The 15,675-nt window shown below is 42.9% G+C and carries 14 protein-coding genes; 4 read left to right on the top strand and 10 right to left on the bottom strand.

Features of this window, described 5'->3' with window-relative positions; genetic code table 11:
* The first annotated feature begins 47 nt into the window (after positions 1-47).
* Both gpmA and GSY63_RS22645 read left to right on the top strand, forming a co-directional pair.
* On the top strand, positions 48-737 hold the full coding sequence (gene gpmA / locus GSY63_RS22650) for a 2,3-diphosphoglycerate-dependent phosphoglycerate mutase (RefSeq protein WP_166588125.1): 690 nt from the start codon (positions 48-50) through the stop codon (positions 735-737).
* 54 nt (positions 738-791) lie between these two features.
* Positions 792-1,220, top strand: a complete 429-nt coding sequence (locus GSY63_RS22645; RefSeq protein ID WP_166588124.1) for a hypothetical protein — start codon at positions 792-794, stop codon at positions 1,218-1,220.
* 67 nt (positions 1,221-1,287) lie between these two features.
* Here GSY63_RS22645 and GSY63_RS22640 read toward each other — a convergent pair whose 3' ends face one another.
* The 4 genes from GSY63_RS22640 to argB form a co-directional block, all read right to left on the bottom strand.
* Complete coding sequence (locus tag GSY63_RS22640; RefSeq protein ID WP_166588123.1) at positions 1,288-4,122, bottom strand: alpha/beta hydrolase family protein; 2,835 nt, start codon at positions 4,120-4,122, stop codon at positions 1,288-1,290.
* Between the two features lie 168 nt (positions 4,123-4,290).
* Positions 4,291-5,667 carry an aspartate kinase gene (locus GSY63_RS22635; RefSeq protein WP_166588122.1) on the bottom strand — a complete coding sequence of 459 codons (1,377 nt, stop codon included), beginning with the start codon at positions 5,665-5,667 and terminating at the stop codon, positions 4,291-4,293.
* A gap of 97 nt (positions 5,668-5,764) precedes the next feature.
* A complete protein-coding gene (proC, locus tag GSY63_RS22630) occupies positions 5,765-6,577 on the bottom strand; it encodes a pyrroline-5-carboxylate reductase (RefSeq protein WP_166588121.1) in 813 nt (270 codons plus the stop codon).
* Between the two features lies 1 nt (position 6,578).
* Positions 6,579-7,400 carry an acetylglutamate kinase gene (argB, locus tag GSY63_RS22625; RefSeq protein WP_166588120.1) on the bottom strand — a complete coding sequence of 274 codons (822 nt, stop codon included), beginning with the start codon at positions 7,398-7,400 and terminating at the stop codon, positions 6,579-6,581.
* Between the two features lie 222 nt (positions 7,401-7,622).
* Here argB and GSY63_RS22620 point away from each other — a divergent pair, with 222 nt between their 5' ends.
* On the top strand, positions 7,623-8,927 hold the full coding sequence (locus GSY63_RS22620; protein WP_166588119.1) for an NAD(P)/FAD-dependent oxidoreductase: 1,305 nt from the start codon (positions 7,623-7,625) through the stop codon (positions 8,925-8,927).
* A 51-nt stretch (positions 8,928-8,978) separates the two neighbouring features.
* Complete coding sequence (locus GSY63_RS22615) at positions 8,979-10,238, top strand: cation:proton antiporter (protein ID WP_166588118.1); 1,260 nt, start codon at positions 8,979-8,981, stop codon at positions 10,236-10,238.
* Here the strand turns inward: GSY63_RS22615 and GSY63_RS22610 are convergent.
* From GSY63_RS22610 to argG, 6 genes are read right to left on the bottom strand one after another with little or no spacing between them, the layout of a single operon-like run.
* On the bottom strand, positions 10,227-10,847 hold the full coding sequence (locus GSY63_RS22610; RefSeq protein WP_166588117.1) for an FMN-binding negative transcriptional regulator: 621 nt from the start codon (positions 10,845-10,847) through the stop codon (positions 10,227-10,229). The genes GSY63_RS22615 and GSY63_RS22610 overlap by 12 nt on opposite strands.
* Before the next feature lie 3 nt (positions 10,848-10,850).
* Positions 10,851-11,798, bottom strand: a complete 948-nt coding sequence (locus GSY63_RS22605; protein WP_166588116.1) for a Rossmann-fold NAD(P)-binding domain-containing protein — start codon at positions 11,796-11,798, stop codon at positions 10,851-10,853.
* Between the two features lie 44 nt (positions 11,799-11,842).
* Positions 11,843-12,973 carry an aspartate aminotransferase family protein gene (locus tag GSY63_RS22600; protein ID WP_166588115.1) on the bottom strand — a complete coding sequence of 377 codons (1,131 nt, stop codon included), beginning with the start codon at positions 12,971-12,973 and terminating at the stop codon, positions 11,843-11,845.
* A gap of 33 nt (positions 12,974-13,006) precedes the next feature.
* Positions 13,007-14,038 carry an N-acetyl-gamma-glutamyl-phosphate reductase gene (gene argC / locus GSY63_RS22595; RefSeq protein ID WP_166588524.1) on the bottom strand — a complete coding sequence of 344 codons (1,032 nt, stop codon included), beginning with the start codon at positions 14,036-14,038 and terminating at the stop codon, positions 13,007-13,009.
* Positions 14,039-14,057: 19 nt separating this feature from the next.
* Positions 14,058-14,432 carry a cupin domain-containing protein gene (locus GSY63_RS22590; RefSeq protein ID WP_166588114.1) on the bottom strand — a complete coding sequence of 125 codons (375 nt, stop codon included), beginning with the start codon at positions 14,430-14,432 and terminating at the stop codon, positions 14,058-14,060.
* A gap of 44 nt (positions 14,433-14,476) precedes the next feature.
* Entirely contained in the window at positions 14,477-15,670 is a 1,194-nt protein-coding gene (argG, locus tag GSY63_RS22585; RefSeq protein ID WP_166588113.1) for an argininosuccinate synthase, read from the bottom strand.
* Positions 15,671-15,675 lie beyond the last annotated feature (5 nt).

The following is a 15,675-nucleotide window of genomic DNA, read 5'->3' as shown; positions in this document are numbered from 1 at the left end:
TAGCAATAAGGCTCAAACTGATAACCGTAAATTCCGTTATTTGGGATATGCAAAAACTGGTATTGATACGACACGGCGAAAGCGAGTGGAACAAAGAGAACCGTTTTACAGGCTGGACAGATGTGGATCTTTCTGAGGAAGGCTTTGCACAGGCTAAACGGGCTGGCCAATTACTTAAAAAACACGGGTACACTTTCGATATCGGTTTTACATCGGTTTTGAAACGGGCAATTAAAACAATGCATGTCGCTCTCGATGAACTGGATATGCTCTGGATTCCGGTCGAGAAATCGTGGAGGTTAAACGAACGCTTTTACGGAGCATTACAGGGTTTAAACAAAGCCGAAACCATTGAAAAATATGGCGAAGAGCAGGTACACAAATGGCGCCGCGACCCGCACGAGCATCCGCCTGCTATCACTGAAGAGGATGAACGTTTTCCTGGCCATTACCTACGATACAACGACTTGACTTATCGCGAACTGCCGTTAACAGAAAATCTGAGCGAAACCATGGATCGTGCGTTACCTTTCTGGCACGAAAGCATCGTGCCGGCGCTACGCCAAAATCAAAAGGTAATTATTTGCGCACACGGCAATAGTTTACGCGCCTTGGTGCAATACATTGATAACCTGTCTGATGAAGATGTAGCCAAATTGGATATACCAACCGCTGTGCCCTGGGTTTATGAGTTGGATGATAGGTTAAACCAAATTAATCACTATTATTTAGAATAACAGGTATTGTATCATTATGGTGATTTGGTGCGTAGTAATATTAAACCACCAATTATGAAAGCCTTTAAGTTGAGTGTTTTATCTATGGCGCTATTATCGATAGCAGCCTGTAAGAAAGATAAGGTAGTGACACAGCCGACACCAATTAAGTTATCAGGTGTCTACATCGGGCAATTTACTTATAGCTATTATGGAGCAACGATATATGGCGAAGGACTACAAGGCAATGTTACGGTAACTTTTTCTGGCTCTAAATACAAGTCGACATCGCCATCTGATAACTTTGCTGCGGGGGCAGATGGAAGTTTTGTAGTAAACAATGATAAGCAGATCACATTTGCAGATTCGTCTGTTCATCCCGCAAACTTCAATTGGGGAATTATTTTAAACGGTTCATATAATTATTCAACCAAAGGAGACAGTTTGTTTCTGATCAATAAGAGTAGTTCTACGATAAGTAATTATCGTTTAAAAAAGCAATAAAATACAAAAGCCTCCTGATGTATTAGGAGGCTTTTGCCAAAAGATATTTTTCTTTCTTATAAGAAGGCTATTTTTCTATCTCAAATCCCCAATCTTTTCCTTTATCTACAGCTGGTACACCTTTTTCCAACCATACCGGCATTGGCGCACCTTTTAAATAATGGTCGAAGAATTGGGCTTCGCGGATGGTAATATCCTTGCGATTTTGGCGCAGTACGAGGTTGTGAGCTTCGTTATTGTACTCTAACAACCAAACCGGTTTGCCTAAGCGACGTAGTGCGGTAAACATTTCAATACCCTGATACCATGGTACAGCGCCATCGGCATCGTTGGACATAATAACCACTGGTGTTTGAACCTTCGGCAACTGGAATAACGGAGAGTTTTCGATGTATAATTGCGGGTTGCTCCACAGGTCTGTACCAATACGGCTTTGCGTTTTTTCGTATTGGAACTCGCGGCTAACACCACTTTCCCAACGGATACCGCCGTATGCCGAAGTCATGTTGGCAACAGGTGCGCCAGCCCACGCAGCTTTATACATGTTGGTTTGGGTAATGAGGTATGCAACCTGGTAACCACCCCAACTTTGGCCCTGTATACCGATATGCGCGCCATCAACCCAGGCATTTTTCTTTAACGCCTCTACGCCAGAGTTAATAAACTCAACAGCCGACGCACCCGGATGGCCGGTTGTATAGCTGATATCCGGTGCGAAGACCAGATAACCATTACTAACAAAGTACGATATAGGTAAACGAGATGGTGTAGGAGACGGCGGCATATACCCGTACAATCCATCGCTCAGTTTCTCATAAAAATATACCAGCATCGGGTACTTTTTATTCGGATCGAAGTTTTCTGGTTTGTATAAGATACCGTCAGAGTGGTAGCCTTTCGGCGTAGTCCAGTGCACTAATTCAGCTGTGCCCCAGTTGTACTCTGCCTGTTGAGGATTAATAGTACTTAGCTGTGTTTCTTTTTTAAGATCGGCTGAGGTGTACAGGTTTGGCGACTGTACATAGCTTTGTTTGGTGTAAATAAAAACATCGCTGTTTTTAGCTTTTTGCAGTGGGCTGTAAGCGTAAGGTGCCATAACTACTTTTACTGGTTCGGCAGTAGTACCGATAGTTTTTTTGTAGAAGCCCCATTGCTTGGTTTCTTCATTTTGAACCAGCATCCAGAAAGGCTTGTTAACCGGTATTGCTTTTTCGTCTTCGCTTGCAGCAGCGTTAAAGCCACGCTCAACCGCCATACCCATACGGAATATCAGTTTGCTTTTGCGACCTGCACCATTGGTGAAATTTGTAGCAGTGCCAGTTGCAGGGTCAATGCTCCAGATATCGTAGCGGTCGTAAATTAATACTGATTTGTCGCCAGTGGTCCAGCCAGCCAACCCATAAGCATTTGGATCATCAGGTACATCGTTATCTTCTTCGCCCATTTTGGTGCCGGTTGTGGCAGTAAGGTTTGTTTTTTTACCGATTGCAACGCTATAGCTAAACCAGTTTTGTTCTTTCGGATCAAACCAAACCACATAATTTCCTGCAGGAGAGATCTGGTAACGGCCTTTAGAACGCTCGCTGATCTGTTTACGCTGACCGGTTTTAGTATCAATTAACCAAGCTACAGAACGGCCTCCGCCTTCCCATTGCGATTGGATGCGTGTACCGGTATCAGTTGTGCCTAAAACATAGTGTGCATCGTTGTTAGCTGCCACGGCAACATCCTGAATGCCTTTATCCGCCAGTTGAATAAGCTTATTACTTTCGGCAGGTGCAATTACAGCCAGATAGTTGCGGCGTAATTCGCGTTGCAGATTTTTAAGCTGCTGGGGCTGCAGGTAATCGTCTTTATAATTCCAGATATCGACCTTGGCAACCTCGAAATCAACGATAGTGGTATCAGCAGGTTTGGGGATAGGGGCAGTGCCGAAAAATAGTTTACCGCCACTTTTGCTAAAGTAAACACGGCCATCGCCGCTAACAGCCCATTTAGCGGGCATACCTTCGGTTCCCGCTGCAGCTATAACTTGCGCGCTATCTTTACCGGATGTATAGTAATATAGTTTGTAAGGCTTTACCTGTGCTTTTTCAGGGTTTTTCTCGGCAGTAAAAGCCAATTGTTTACCTGTTTCATCGAAAGCTATGTTTTTGTAAGTGCCACGACCATTGCTGATATCTTTCAGCTCATCTTTCTCTACATCATAAATGTATAAGGCAGACTTTACGTCTTTAGATTTACGCGGAGCGGTAACAGCAAACGCCAGCAACTTACCGTTTTTAGAAAGCTGATATTCTGTTACATATTTAAAAGTGCGTTGCTTACCGTTAAGCAATTGCAAAATGGTGAGGTTAGCGCCTTCGCGTGTCGGCGTAGCTATAGTGGTTGCTACGGCTTTTTTAGAGGTATCGCCAGCAGCCGGTTTCTTAACGGTATCTGCAGGTGCAAGATAAGCTACAACCGGCGCCGACTCCGCAATTTTGAACGAACGTACTGATGGTACTTTAGTTACCGCGGTGTTGCCCAAAGCAACATAACCCAAAGTATCTTTAGGCATATCTTCAGGCTTTTTCTTTTTGATCTTAGCCTGGCGAATATCCTTGTAAAACGGGCGGATCAGGAATATTGCATATTTTGAATCGCCGGTAAAGCGTACCGTATCTGCACGTTGAACATGAAAAGGTTTGTTGTTTTTGGCATCGGTTATAACCAGGCTGGCATCGCCTTGTTGTGGTTTAACCACGTAGGTTATCCATTTACCATCATTGCTGATACGTTCGTTGGCCACACTTTGCCAGCCATCATATACAGAATGATCGATAGGTTTTTTGGATGCTTGCTGGGCATGTGCGCCATAGGCGGCCGCAATACCAACGGTAAGCAGTAGAAGTTTACGCATAGTAATAGTTCTGAGTTAATTAAGGTATTAAATATCTTAAAAAATCAGAACGGAGTATTGTGAGCCATAGAAAAGTTACATTCTTAAAGTGGAAAGTTTAGAGTGCAAAGTCAAAAGTTGCTTTCAGCTTAAGTACTTTCTACTTTAAACTTTCCACTTGTAACTCCGTTAGGCCATCGCGCTATTAAGTGCCAGGATAGACTTATCGAAATCTTCGCGGGCGACTAAAAACTGGATGTTTACCTTGCGCAATGCAAAGCCGCAGCTTTTAATATTGATGCCGGCATCCGCTAACGCCGCTGCAGCCTTGGCTAATAAGCCCGGCTGGTCCATATTAGAGCCAATAAGACAAACCATGGCCTGGTGTTCAACAGTTACTTTCTCAAACTCGTCTTCCAGTTCCTGGATCAGTTTTTTGCTGAAATCTTTCTCCCAAATCACAATAGAAATACTGTTAGCACTGGTTGCCTTAAAGCTATAGCTTACGCTATGCTTGTAAAACAATTGCATAATCTGCAAATCCGAACCCACGTTGCCAACCATAAGCGGGTCGTAGATATCAATCATGGTTACCTTTTTGGTGCCGGTAATTACTTCAACACGTTTGTGTGGACAAATGTAATCCTGGGTGATTAGCGTGCCCGGGTGTTCGGGTTCGAAAGTGTTCTTAATGCGGAGGTTTATTCCATTAATCTCTAAAGGTTTTGACGCTTTAGGGTGAATGGCTTCCATGCCCACGTCTGCCAATTGATCAGCCACATCATAGTTAGTGAAACCGATAGGCTGGCAGTTATCTACACCCACCAAAACCGGATCGGCTGTACATAAGTGATATTCTTTGTGAATGATCGCTTCCTGTGGTTTAACTGCTACCGCTATTTTGCTGAAGGTAACCTCTGAGTAGCCACGGTCAAACTCGCGCATGATACCTTCTGTACCTTTGGCATAGCCGGTTACGATACAAATGGTTTTCGAGAAATCGATATCTTTCAATTCTTTTCTGATACGCTGATCTATGGTATAAGACCTGTGATCGTCGAAACCGCTCAGATCAACCAATGTGGCGTTAATACCTTTATTTTGCAGAATATTGGTGAAATTATAAGCAGAGTGGCTTTCGCCGATAGAGGCTAGGATTTCACGCGCTGCCAATAAGATGCCTTCTTTATTTACATATCCCGAAGCCAGGATATTAGAAAGGTTATCCAGATAGCCTTCAGCCTTTTTAATATGTTGTTCTATATACTGATCGGCAACAGCTACGTTAAGGCCAATACCAGCATAGCTTTTGTTAATCTCTTTTAAGCGTGTTACCAGCGTTTTGAGTGGCTGATGGTAGTTTTGAAAGTTAGCCAGCTTATGGTAAACACCCGGCTTACCCGTCTTCTTATCCTCCAGTAAAAGGTTAGTAACTCCCGAGAATGCCGAAACCACAAATATGCGGTTGTACAATTGCTCGTCTTTACGGTTAAAAAGGATGAGATTCTCGATCACATCTTGCAGGGCAGTCATAGACGTGCCCCCAATTTTTTCTACAGTTAACATTACTTAGTTTTCAGTTGTCGGTTGTCAGTTTTCTGATTAGTTGTTGTTGTCTGCTGCGAGGCTTACTGACAACAGACAACTCACAACAAACAACCTTTTAATCGTTCTTATACAATACGCCAGCCTTATCAGCCGACATTTTAATACCCTTTATCATAGCAGAACTGAAGCCGTTGTGCTCCATTTCGTTCAAACCTGCAATGGTACAACCCTTAGGCGATGTAACCTTATCAATTTCCTGTTCCGGGTGTGAGGCTAATTGAAGTAACAAGTCTGCCGCGCCCTTTGCGGTTTGTGCTGCCATTTTAAGCGCGTCGTGCGCGTGGAAGCCAATCTCCGTACCGCCTTGCGATGCCGCGCGGATAGATCGCAGAAAGAATGCAATACCACAAGCGCACAACGCTGTGGCAGAAGTCATCAATTCTTCGTTGATTTGAATGCTAACGCCAACGGTATCAAACATCGATTTAACCAACGCTAGGTTCTCTGCTGATGCATTGCTTGTAGCCAAACAAGTCATAGATTGACCGATGGCTATCGCAGTGTTTGGCATAGCGCGCACCACTTCGATATCAAAGTCTAAATGATTGCAAATATCCTGACAGCTTACACCCGATATTACGGAGATCAGCAAATGTTTAGCCGGGTTTAGGGCCGGTTTAATTTCGTCTAACAGTTTGTTCAGTTGCTGTGGCAATACTGCAAGCACCACAATATCAGCCTTGGCAACGGCTTCTGCGTTGTTAGCGGTAGTTTGGTAACCTAAATCAGCATAAGGCTGCAACGCAGCAGCATTACGGCGCGTCAACGTGATATTTGCAGGCTGGAAGATATTGGCTTTAACCAATCCCTTAGCCAGCGAAAGGCCTATGTTACCGCTGCCTAAAACGGTTATATGTTTTGTGTCCATGTTATTTGCTTAAACGGGTACCAAATGGTTCATTCTTTTGCAAGGTACCTAATTCATCAGCCTTGCCAATAATTACAGCCTTTACGCCGCAAGATATTGCTGTAAAAGCATTATCCAACTTGGGTAGCATACCACTGTGAATGATCTGCTGCTTCTTCAATTCTTCGTAACGTACCGGATCAATGTCTCTGATCAGTGAATCCTCGTCGTTAATATCCTGCAATACACCTTTTTTCTCGAAACAGTAAATCAGCGTGGTTTCGTATTGTTTAGCCAAAGCGACCGCAAGGGCGGAAGCAATGGTATCGGCATTAGTATTCAGCATTTGGCCATCTCCATCGTGAGTAAGGGCACAAAATACCGGCGTAAAGCCTGCTTCCATTAAACGGCTAATTGCTGCTGCGTCAACGGAATCGTTTTTAATGTCGCCAACGTAGCCGTAATCTATCGTTTTTACCGGGCGTTTTACCGCGCGAATAAAGTTACCATCGGCACCAGTTAAACCGATGGCATTGGTGCCAAAACGCTGCAATTGTGCTACAATGTTTTTGTTGATCAATCCGCCATAAACCATCGTCACCACACGTAAAGTTTCGATATCAGTAATTCTTCGACCATCAACCAATTTTGATTCAATACCCAATGTATCAGCCAACTGAGTGGCTACTTTACCACCACCATGTACCAGGATCTTATGGCCTTCTAAAGCAGTAAAATCCTTTAGAAAGTGATGTAAATTTTCAGAATTATCTATAACGTTGCCACCAATTTTGATGACATGAAGTGAGCCCTTCCCGACAGTATCTGTATGTTTTGTAGTCATTATTTAACCCAAATAAAATTGATAACAGGCAAAACACCTTTCGCTTTCGTCTATCCCAAGCCTGTCAGTAATAAGTAAATGTTTCTTATATACTTTTTAATCGCGACTAAAATACTAATTATGCATAATCATTTTTATAAAATTGGCTTTTATCAAACATAAGTTTGTGGCGGGGGTTAGAAGTGTGTTGTTTGACATTTAAATATTGGTATAAAATTATATATGGATTTATCACAAACCACACCCGGGCTACCCCGAATTGTAATTGTTGGCGGCGGGTTTGGCGGTATTCAGGTTGCTAAAAGATTAGCCGGCAAACCGGTAGAAATTATAATGCTGGATAAGCATAACTATCATACATTTCAGCCCTTGCTTTACCAGGTTGCCATGGGGGCCATTGATGGTGACTCTATCGGTTTCCCTATTAGACGGATGTTCCATCACCAAAAGAACTTTACTTTCCATTTGGCCGAGGTACAGCGTGTTAATGCCGAAAGTAATACGGTTACTGCCAATATCGGCGAGGTTAAATATGATTATTTAGTGTTGGCGACGGGAGCTAATACCAACTTTTTTGGCAATAAGCAGATAGAACATTTCAGCATGCCGATGAAGAATATTCCCGAGGCTCTGAACATTCGTAGTTTAATATTGCAGAACCTGGAGAAGGCGCTGGTAACACAAGATCCTGTTGAGAAGGATGCCTTGCTGACTTTTGTAGTTGTAGGCGGTGGTGCTACAGGTGTCGAGCTAGCTGGAGCGTTGGCTGAAATGCGTCTGCACATGCTGGAGCTAGATTACCCTCAACTTACGCCCGAGACTATGAAAGTTTATGTGGCCGAGGGCAAGTCTGAACTGTTGGGCGCCATGTCGGCCGAGGCATCTGCAAAAGCCAAAAAATACCTCACTGAAAAAGGTGTAATTATTTATAACGATGTGCATGTGCAAAGCTACGACGGTGATTGCGTGGTGATTGATAACGGTGTTAAAATTAGAACCGAGAATGTTTTTTGGGCGGCGGGCGTAAGGGGAGAGGTTCCGGAGGGGATCCCCGCTGAGGTAATTACCAAGGGTACGCGTATCCAAACCGACGAAATAAACAGGGTTGTGGGATTTACAAACGTATTTGCCATTGGCGATGTTTCGCTTGTGGTAACACCAAAATCGCCTAACGGCCATGCTGGGGTTGCACAGGTAGCTATTCAACAGGGCAAGCAATTAGCAAAAAACCTAGTAGCTATAATTAATAATAAACCTACCAAACCATTTGAATATGTTGATCGTGGCACACTGGCTACGGTAGGTCGTAATCAAGCGGTGGCAGATTTGGGTAAGGTTAAGTTTCAGGGTTTTGTTGCCTGGGTATTGTGGGTGATAGTGCACATCATTTCATTGGCAGGTTTTAGCAATAAGCTCATCGTGTTTTTTAGTTGGGCTATTAATTATTTCACTAAAAACAGTGATAACAGGTTGATTGTACGCTACTTTGATAATAAAACGATGATGGTAGATCCGGTTTCGAAATAACTAAATTCTGTTTTATGTGTTAAGGGTAAATTAACGTCCGAAGCTTAAAGAATGAATTTATTTGTGATCATAGCCCTGCTGGTAATTGTAAGTGCGTTTTACTCATACATTAACGCTCGCTTTATTAAACTACCGGTAACTATTGGTATTATGACCATTGCGACTGTGGTTTCTATCGGCATTATTGTGCTGGATAATGTAAACCCGGCATTTCAGAAATATCTTACGGCACTCGCCAAAAACATAGATTTTTCTGAAGCGGTGCTCAATATTATGTTGGGTTTCCTGCTATTTGCGGGTTCTTTCAACCTCGATACCAATAAACTAAAACGCGAAATGCGACCAGTGCTGTTGTTGAGCACCATCGGCGTAATACTATCTACGGCAGCGTTTGGGATATTATTCTATTATGGCATGCGTCTGTTCGACATTAAGGTGCCGTTAATGTACTGTTTTCTGTTTGGCGCTGTAGTTTCACCGACTGATCCCGTGGCAGTTTCTGCCATAATTAAAAATTCAAAGCTCCCCAATCATCTAGAAACCATTATAACCGGCGAATCGCTTTTTAATGATGGGATAGGCGTCGTGCTATTTATTACCATACTGGAGTTTATACATTCTAACACAGATAAAATTGATATAACCCAAACCGCTGTGCTATTTTGCCGAGAGGTGTTCGGAGGCATAGCTCTGGGTATGGTTTGCGGTTATTTTGTATACCGATTAATGAAATCTATTACCGATTTTCAAACCATAGTTTTATTGTCGCTTGCTTTGGTCATGGGCCTTTCTGTGTTGGCAACCTATTGGCATTTATCAGTTCCGCTAGCGGTAGTTTCGGCGGGGATTGTATCAGGCATTCGCTCTATCAATATTAGCAATAAGGAAACCTCACATCAATCGCTCGAGCGGTTCTGGAAGCTCATAGATGAGATATTAAATACCATATTATTTGTAATGATAGGATTGCAGATTGTGGAGTTGCCTTTTTTAAACAATTACTGGATAACGGGCTCTGTGTCGATAGTTCTAATACTTGTGGCCCGTTGGGTTAGTATTTCTATACCGCTCACATTCTTGCGCCGATCGCTAAGCCTTAAATACAAAGATGTTAATATACTTACCTGGGCAGGGCTGCGTGGTGGTATATCTATAGCGCTGGCATTATCGCTACCGCACAATAAGTACCGCTACATTATTCTGGCGGGGAGTTATTTTATCGTAATATTTTCGGTGATTGTACAGGGATTGTCTTTAAACAGACTAATCAGAAGAAGTTATGAGCCTCAGGAAGAAGAATTAATCAGCTGATTGCTCCTTGCTCATATAACGGCCAATTTCTTTTTCGTTAGCATCTGCACTGGTTTCAAACGCTTTAATAATATTGTCCTTTTCTATTGTCGTTCTGTTTTGGCTCAATTTCTTTTTGCCTTGAAGATCATCTACGATAATGTTGAAGGCGGTAATGCCTTTAGCCATCCTGGTTTTGAAATCGAGCGGTAGGCGAGTCCATTGGTCTAGGTAGGCGGTATCGTTGTAGAAACGAATCATATCCTCCAGCATAACTAGTTTGGCATTTTCATCCTCTATCAATTCCACCTTTCCATAAGCATGAACGGCTAAATAGTTCCAGGTGGGTACGCTTAGTTCCTTTTCATAATGAATTGGAGAGATATAAGCGTGTGGTTCTGTAAAAATACAAAGAACCCTGTTTTGTAACAGGGTTTTAGATTGTGGATTAGCCAGCGCAATGTGCGATGTAAGGATCATCTGTTCATCGCGCTGACTAACCGTAAATGGGATATGGGTAGCAATGGGCAAATCATTTTCGGTAGTAACCAGCGTACCAAAGCTATAGCGTTTGATAAACTCAACCGCTTCCTGCTCATCGCTTATCTGAAAATGTTTGGGGATGTACATTGCTTACAAAGTTTGCAGCATTTGTTTTAGCACAGCTTGTGCGGCCCAAACACGGTTACCCGCTTCATGGATCACAACAGAGCTATCACTATCCAAAATCTCGTCGCTTAGTTCTACATTGCGCCTAACAGGCAGGCAATGCATTACTTTAGCATGGTTAGTTGGTTGTAGTTTATCTAATGTCAGCATCCAGTCTTCATTACCCGGTAACACTTTACCATAAGGTTCATAAGCCGACCAATTTTTCACATAGATAAAATCGGCATCTTTCAGCGCTTCATCCTGGTTATTTGTTATGGTTGCACCTTCTGTAAAGTCGGCATTCAACTCATAACCTTTCGGGTGTGCAATTACAAAGTCAACATCAGCCTTACACATCCACTCTGCGAACGAGTTTGGTACAGCCTGCGGCAGCGGCTTAACGTGAGGAGCCCAGGTTAACACTACTTTAGGGCGCGGTTTAGTTTTTAGCTCTTCAATGGTAATTAAGTCGGCTAAACTTTGCAGCGGGTGGCGGGTAGCGGATTCTAAACTAACCACGGGCACACCACAATATTTAACAAACTTATTGAAGATAGACTCACTATAATCTTCGTCGCGATCTTTTAACCCGGGGAACGAGCGGATACCAATGATATCGGCATATTGCCCCATGACAGCAGCAGCTTCTTTAATATGCTCTACAGTGCTGCCATTCATAATGGCGCCATCTTGCAATTCTAAAGCCCAGCCTTCTTTATCCATATTCAGTACAATTACATTCATGCCTAAGTTTAAGGCAGCTTTTTGTGTGCTGAGTCGGGTGCGTAAGCTTGGGTTAAGAAAAACCAAACCTATGGTTTTGTTTTTGCCCAGATCCTGAAATGCATACGGACTTTGTTTAAGCTGAAGCCCTTCGGCTACAAGCTCGCCGATGTTAGTAACGTCGTGTACAGAAGAAAAAAGTTTCATTACCCCTCCCGGCCTCCCCAAAGGGGAGGTGATTTAAATTTCAATTATTTTACTAAAGTAGAAAATGCCTCTAAAAATCTATCGGCATAAGCTTTGGTTAAATTAAGTGCAGGCAGCAAACGGATTACGTTTGGTTTAGCTTCGCCGGTAAAGATGTGGTGTTTAAACAACAGGTCTTTCTTTACGTTGCTCAACTCGGTTGGCAGATCAATACCGATCATTAAACCACGACCGCGTACTTCTTTAACTTCGCTGAACTTTTTAAGTTCTTCAATCAAATAACCGCCAATTTCGGCTGCGTTTTGCATCAGTTTATTTTCGGCCATTTCTTCCAACACTGCTAAACCAGCGGCGCAAGCCAAATGGTTACCGCCAAAGGTTGTGCCCAACATACCGTAAGCAGGTTTAATTTTAGGTGCAATGCTAATAGCGCCGATTGGGAAACCGTTGCCCATACCTTTAGCCATGCTATAAATGTCGGCATTAACACCTGAAAAATCGTGCGAGTAGAATTTACCTGTACGGCCGTAACCGCACTGTACGCTATCGGCAATAAATACTGCATTATGTTCGTCGCAAAGTGTGCGGATCTTTTGCAGGAAACTTTCCGTAGCCACCTGGATGCCACCAACACCTTGAATGCCTTCTATAATTACCGATGAAATCTCGTCCTTATGATCAACAAAAGCTTGCTCTAAAGCGGCCTCATCACACCATGGCAAAAAGATCACGTTAGGGGTCTCGTTAACCGGGGCTACAATTTTCGGGTTATCTGTTACAGCAACAGCTAAAGATGTACGGCCATGAAATGAGCCTGTAAACGCAATCACTTTCTTTTTACCATTGTAAAAAGAAGCCAATTTCAAAGCGTTCTCGTTTGCCTCAGCACCAGAGTTGCACAGAAACAATTGATAATCTGTTTTGCCCGAAACTTCACCCAGTTTTTCAGCTAATTGCTTTTGCAAAGGGATTTCAACTGAGTTAGAGTAAAAGCCGATTTGATGTAACTGATCCTCCAATCGTTTTACATATCGGGGGTTAGTATGGCCTATAGATATAACGGCATGACCGCCATATAAATCAAGATACTCGGTACCTTGAGCATCATAAACTAAACTACCCAGTCCTTTTGTAATTTCAATTGGGTTGATAGGATAAACATCAAATAGATTCATTTACTAAGTTGAGGTTAATGGTTTAAAAATATATTAAAAAGCTACGGCTTTGAGTTTAAGACCAGCGGTCTCCTCTAAGCCAAAAAGCAAATTCATGTTTTGCACTGCCTGACCGGATGCCCCTTTAAGCAGATTGTCCATAATGCTGATAATGAAAAGTTTATTGCCTTTCTTTTGCACCTGTATAAAGCACTTATTGGTATTCACTATCTGTTTCAGATCAATATTGCGGGTGGTTACGTGCGTAAACGGATGCCCAGCGTAATAATCTGTATAAAGTTTAACCGCTTCTTCGGCAGATAGGTCGCTGTTCAAATACATCGATGCGATTATACCACGGGTGAAGTCGCCCCGATAGGGGATAAAGTTAACTTCCTGATCAAAGTTGTGTTGCAATTGCGTAAGCGACTGCCTGATTTCCGTTAAATGCTGGTGATCAAATACTTTATAAACTGACAGGTTATCATTTCGCCAGGTAAAATGCGAGGTAGCCGCAAGGCTTTGCCCTGCACCGGTTGAGCCCGTGGTAGCCGTAATATGTACTTCGCTATTTAAGGTATTATTAGCGGCCAAGGGTAACAGCCCAAGTTGCAGACAAGTTGCAAAACAGCCGGGGTTAGCAATGTTATCAGCAGTTTTAATTGCTTCGCGATTTAACTCTGGTAAGCCATAAATGAAGTTGCGAGTTGTGGGTTGCGAGTTTTGAGTTGTATCGTAAGAGATAGAAGCCTTTTCAGAATGGCGAAAATCCTGGCTCAGGTCGATAACCTTTACACTTGCCGGGAATGGATTAGCCGCTAAAAACTTACGAGCGTCGCCATGGCCTACGCAAAGAAATAGTACGTCAATATTAAAGTTATACTCACCCGTAAACTTCAGGTCGGTATCGCCAAAAAGATCGGTATGTACTTCGTAAATATAGTTACCGGCATTGCTGTTACTATGTATAAAAGCTATTTCTACCGATGGGTGGTTAACCAATATCCGCAGCAATTCGCCGCCGGTATAACCTGCTCCGCCTATAATTCCGGCTTTTACTTTGTTGCCTCCCGATAATGGAACCATTACGGTTGGTACGCCTGTATTAGCAGTTGATCCTGTCATTTTTTGTAGATGGTTGCGAGTAAAGAATAAATTCCAGATCTCCAGTGCCAAGATTCATGATCCGATGCTGTTGACCTGCTTTTATTTCGATACCCTGATGTTCTGTTATCACCGTTTGCACGGTGTCAATTTCAAAAGTAGCGGCGCCCTTCAGTATAAAAAAGAACTGGTTTGCCTTGTTGTGGTAATGCAATTGTTCTGCAGTTCCGGCAGGCATTAATTCTTGTTTTATAGAAAGATCATCTCTATCTATAAGATTCCATGCCAAACAATTATCACCCCAAGCATATGGAGCCCCCCGTCCCCCTAAAGGGCGAGGAAGAATATCTTCTTGTTTGGGGTTTATAGTGTTCATAGAATAAGTAACTTACTTTGCTCCCCTTTCAGGGGGCTGGGGTCTTAGTCTTGACTGTTTACTTTATGGTAAATCATTACCTGGTTACCGAAGATTTTAGAGAATCCTTTAACGTCTTCGCCGGTCCAGGCATTGTTCATTTCGCCATAGCTACCAAATTTGTTCGACATCAAATCATGTGAAGATTCGATACCTGTAACCTGGAAACGGTATGGATATAGTTCAACAAAAACTTTACCGCTCACTTTATCCTGGGTGCTGGTCAGGAATGCTTCAATATCGCGCATAATCGGATCGTGGAACTGACCTTCGTGCAACCAGTTGCCATAGAAAGAAGATAACTGGTCTTTCCATGATAATTGCCATTTGGTTAACACATGTTTCTCTAAAGTATGATGGGCTTTGATGATAACTATTGGCGCAGCAGCTTCGAAACCTACGCGACCTTTAATACCAATAATGGTATCACCAACGTGAATATCGCGGCCAATACCATAAGGTTGCGCAATAGCTTGTAGCGCTTGAATTGCTTTGGTAGGATGGCTGTAAGTTTCGTTATCAATACCTACCAGTTCGCCTTTCTCAAAAGTTAACTCAATATTTTTAGGCTCGGTTGCAGTAACTTGGGTAGGCCATGCGTCTTCAGGTAAACCTAAATTAGAGGTCAGGGTTTCTTTACCACCAACCGACGTACCCCATATGCCTTTATTGATAGAGTACTTGGCCTTCTCGAAGTTCATTTCAACACCATGCTCTTTCAGGTAAGTGATCTCTTCTTCGCGGCTTAATTTCAGGTCGCGGATAGGGGTAAGGATCTGCACGCCCGGAATCAGGATGTTAAAGATCATATCAAACCTAACCTGGTCGTTACCAGCGCCAGTACTACCGTGAGCCACGTATTCGGCACCAATTTCTTTAGCGTAGTTGGCAATTGCGGTAGCCTGGCTAACGCGTTCTGCACTCACCGATAATGGATAAGTATTGTTTTTTAATACGTTACCATAAGTTAAAAAGCGAACACAGGTATTGTAGAAGTTTTCGGTTTCGTCAACAACATGGTGCGAGGTAACGCCCATCTTAAAAGCGCGTTCTTCAACACTCTTTAATTCTTCGTCGCTAAAACCGCCGGTGTTTACAATTACCGAGTGGACCTCAAGGCCCAGATCCTGCGTTAAATAGATGCAGCAAAAGGATGTATCCAAGCCGCCGCTATATGCAAGTACTACTTTTTTCTTCATGGTTG

The sequence above is a fragment of the Mucilaginibacter agri genome, from assembly GCF_009928685.1.
In the GTDB taxonomy this organism is placed as follows: Bacteria; Bacteroidota; Bacteroidia; order Sphingobacteriales; family Sphingobacteriaceae; genus Mucilaginibacter; species Mucilaginibacter agri.
This window is presented reverse-complemented; position numbering and strand designations above follow the sequence as displayed.

What these genes read in the sequence shown, in the direction of transcription:
- gpmA (WP_166588125.1), top strand. Translation starts at nt 48, where the DNA reads ATGCAAAAACTGGTATTGATACGACACGGCGAAAGCGAGTGGAACAAA.
- GSY63_RS22645 (WP_166588124.1), top strand. Translation starts at nt 792, where the DNA reads ATGAAAGCCTTTAAGTTGAGTGTTTTATCTATGGCGCTATTATCGATA.
- GSY63_RS22640 (WP_166588123.1), bottom strand. Translation starts at nt 4,122, where the DNA reads ATGCGTAAACTTCTACTGCTTACCGTTGGTATTGCGGCCGCCTATGGC.
- GSY63_RS22635 (WP_166588122.1), bottom strand. Translation starts at nt 5,667, where the DNA reads ATGTTAACTGTAGAAAAAATTGGGGGCACGTCTATGACTGCCCTGCAA.
- proC (WP_166588121.1), bottom strand. Translation starts at nt 6,577, where the DNA reads ATGGACACAAAACATATAACCGTTTTAGGCAGCGGTAACATAGGCCTT.
- argB (WP_166588120.1), bottom strand. Translation starts at nt 7,400, where the DNA reads ATGACTACAAAACATACAGATACTGTCGGGAAGGGCTCACTTCATGTC.
- GSY63_RS22620 (WP_166588119.1), top strand. Translation starts at nt 7,623, where the DNA reads ATGGATTTATCACAAACCACACCCGGGCTACCCCGAATTGTAATTGTT.
- GSY63_RS22615 (WP_166588118.1), top strand. Translation starts at nt 8,979, where the DNA reads ATGAATTTATTTGTGATCATAGCCCTGCTGGTAATTGTAAGTGCGTTT.
- GSY63_RS22610 (WP_166588117.1), bottom strand. Translation starts at nt 10,847, where the DNA reads ATGTACATCCCCAAACATTTTCAGATAAGCGATGAGCAGGAAGCGGTT.
- GSY63_RS22605 (WP_166588116.1), bottom strand. Translation starts at nt 11,798, where the DNA reads ATGAAACTTTTTTCTTCTGTACACGACGTTACTAACATCGGCGAGCTT.
- GSY63_RS22600 (WP_166588115.1), bottom strand. Translation starts at nt 12,973, where the DNA reads ATGAATCTATTTGATGTTTATCCTATCAACCCAATTGAAATTACAAAA.
- argC (WP_166588524.1), bottom strand. Translation starts at nt 14,038, where the DNA reads ATGGTTCCATTATCGGGAGGCAACAAAGTAAAAGCCGGAATTATAGGC.
- GSY63_RS22590 (WP_166588114.1), bottom strand. Translation starts at nt 14,432, where the DNA reads ATGAACACTATAAACCCCAAACAAGAAGATATTCTTCCTCGCCCTTTA.
- argG (WP_166588113.1), bottom strand. Translation starts at nt 15,670, where the DNA reads ATGAAGAAAAAAGTAGTACTTGCATATAGCGGCGGCTTGGATACATCC.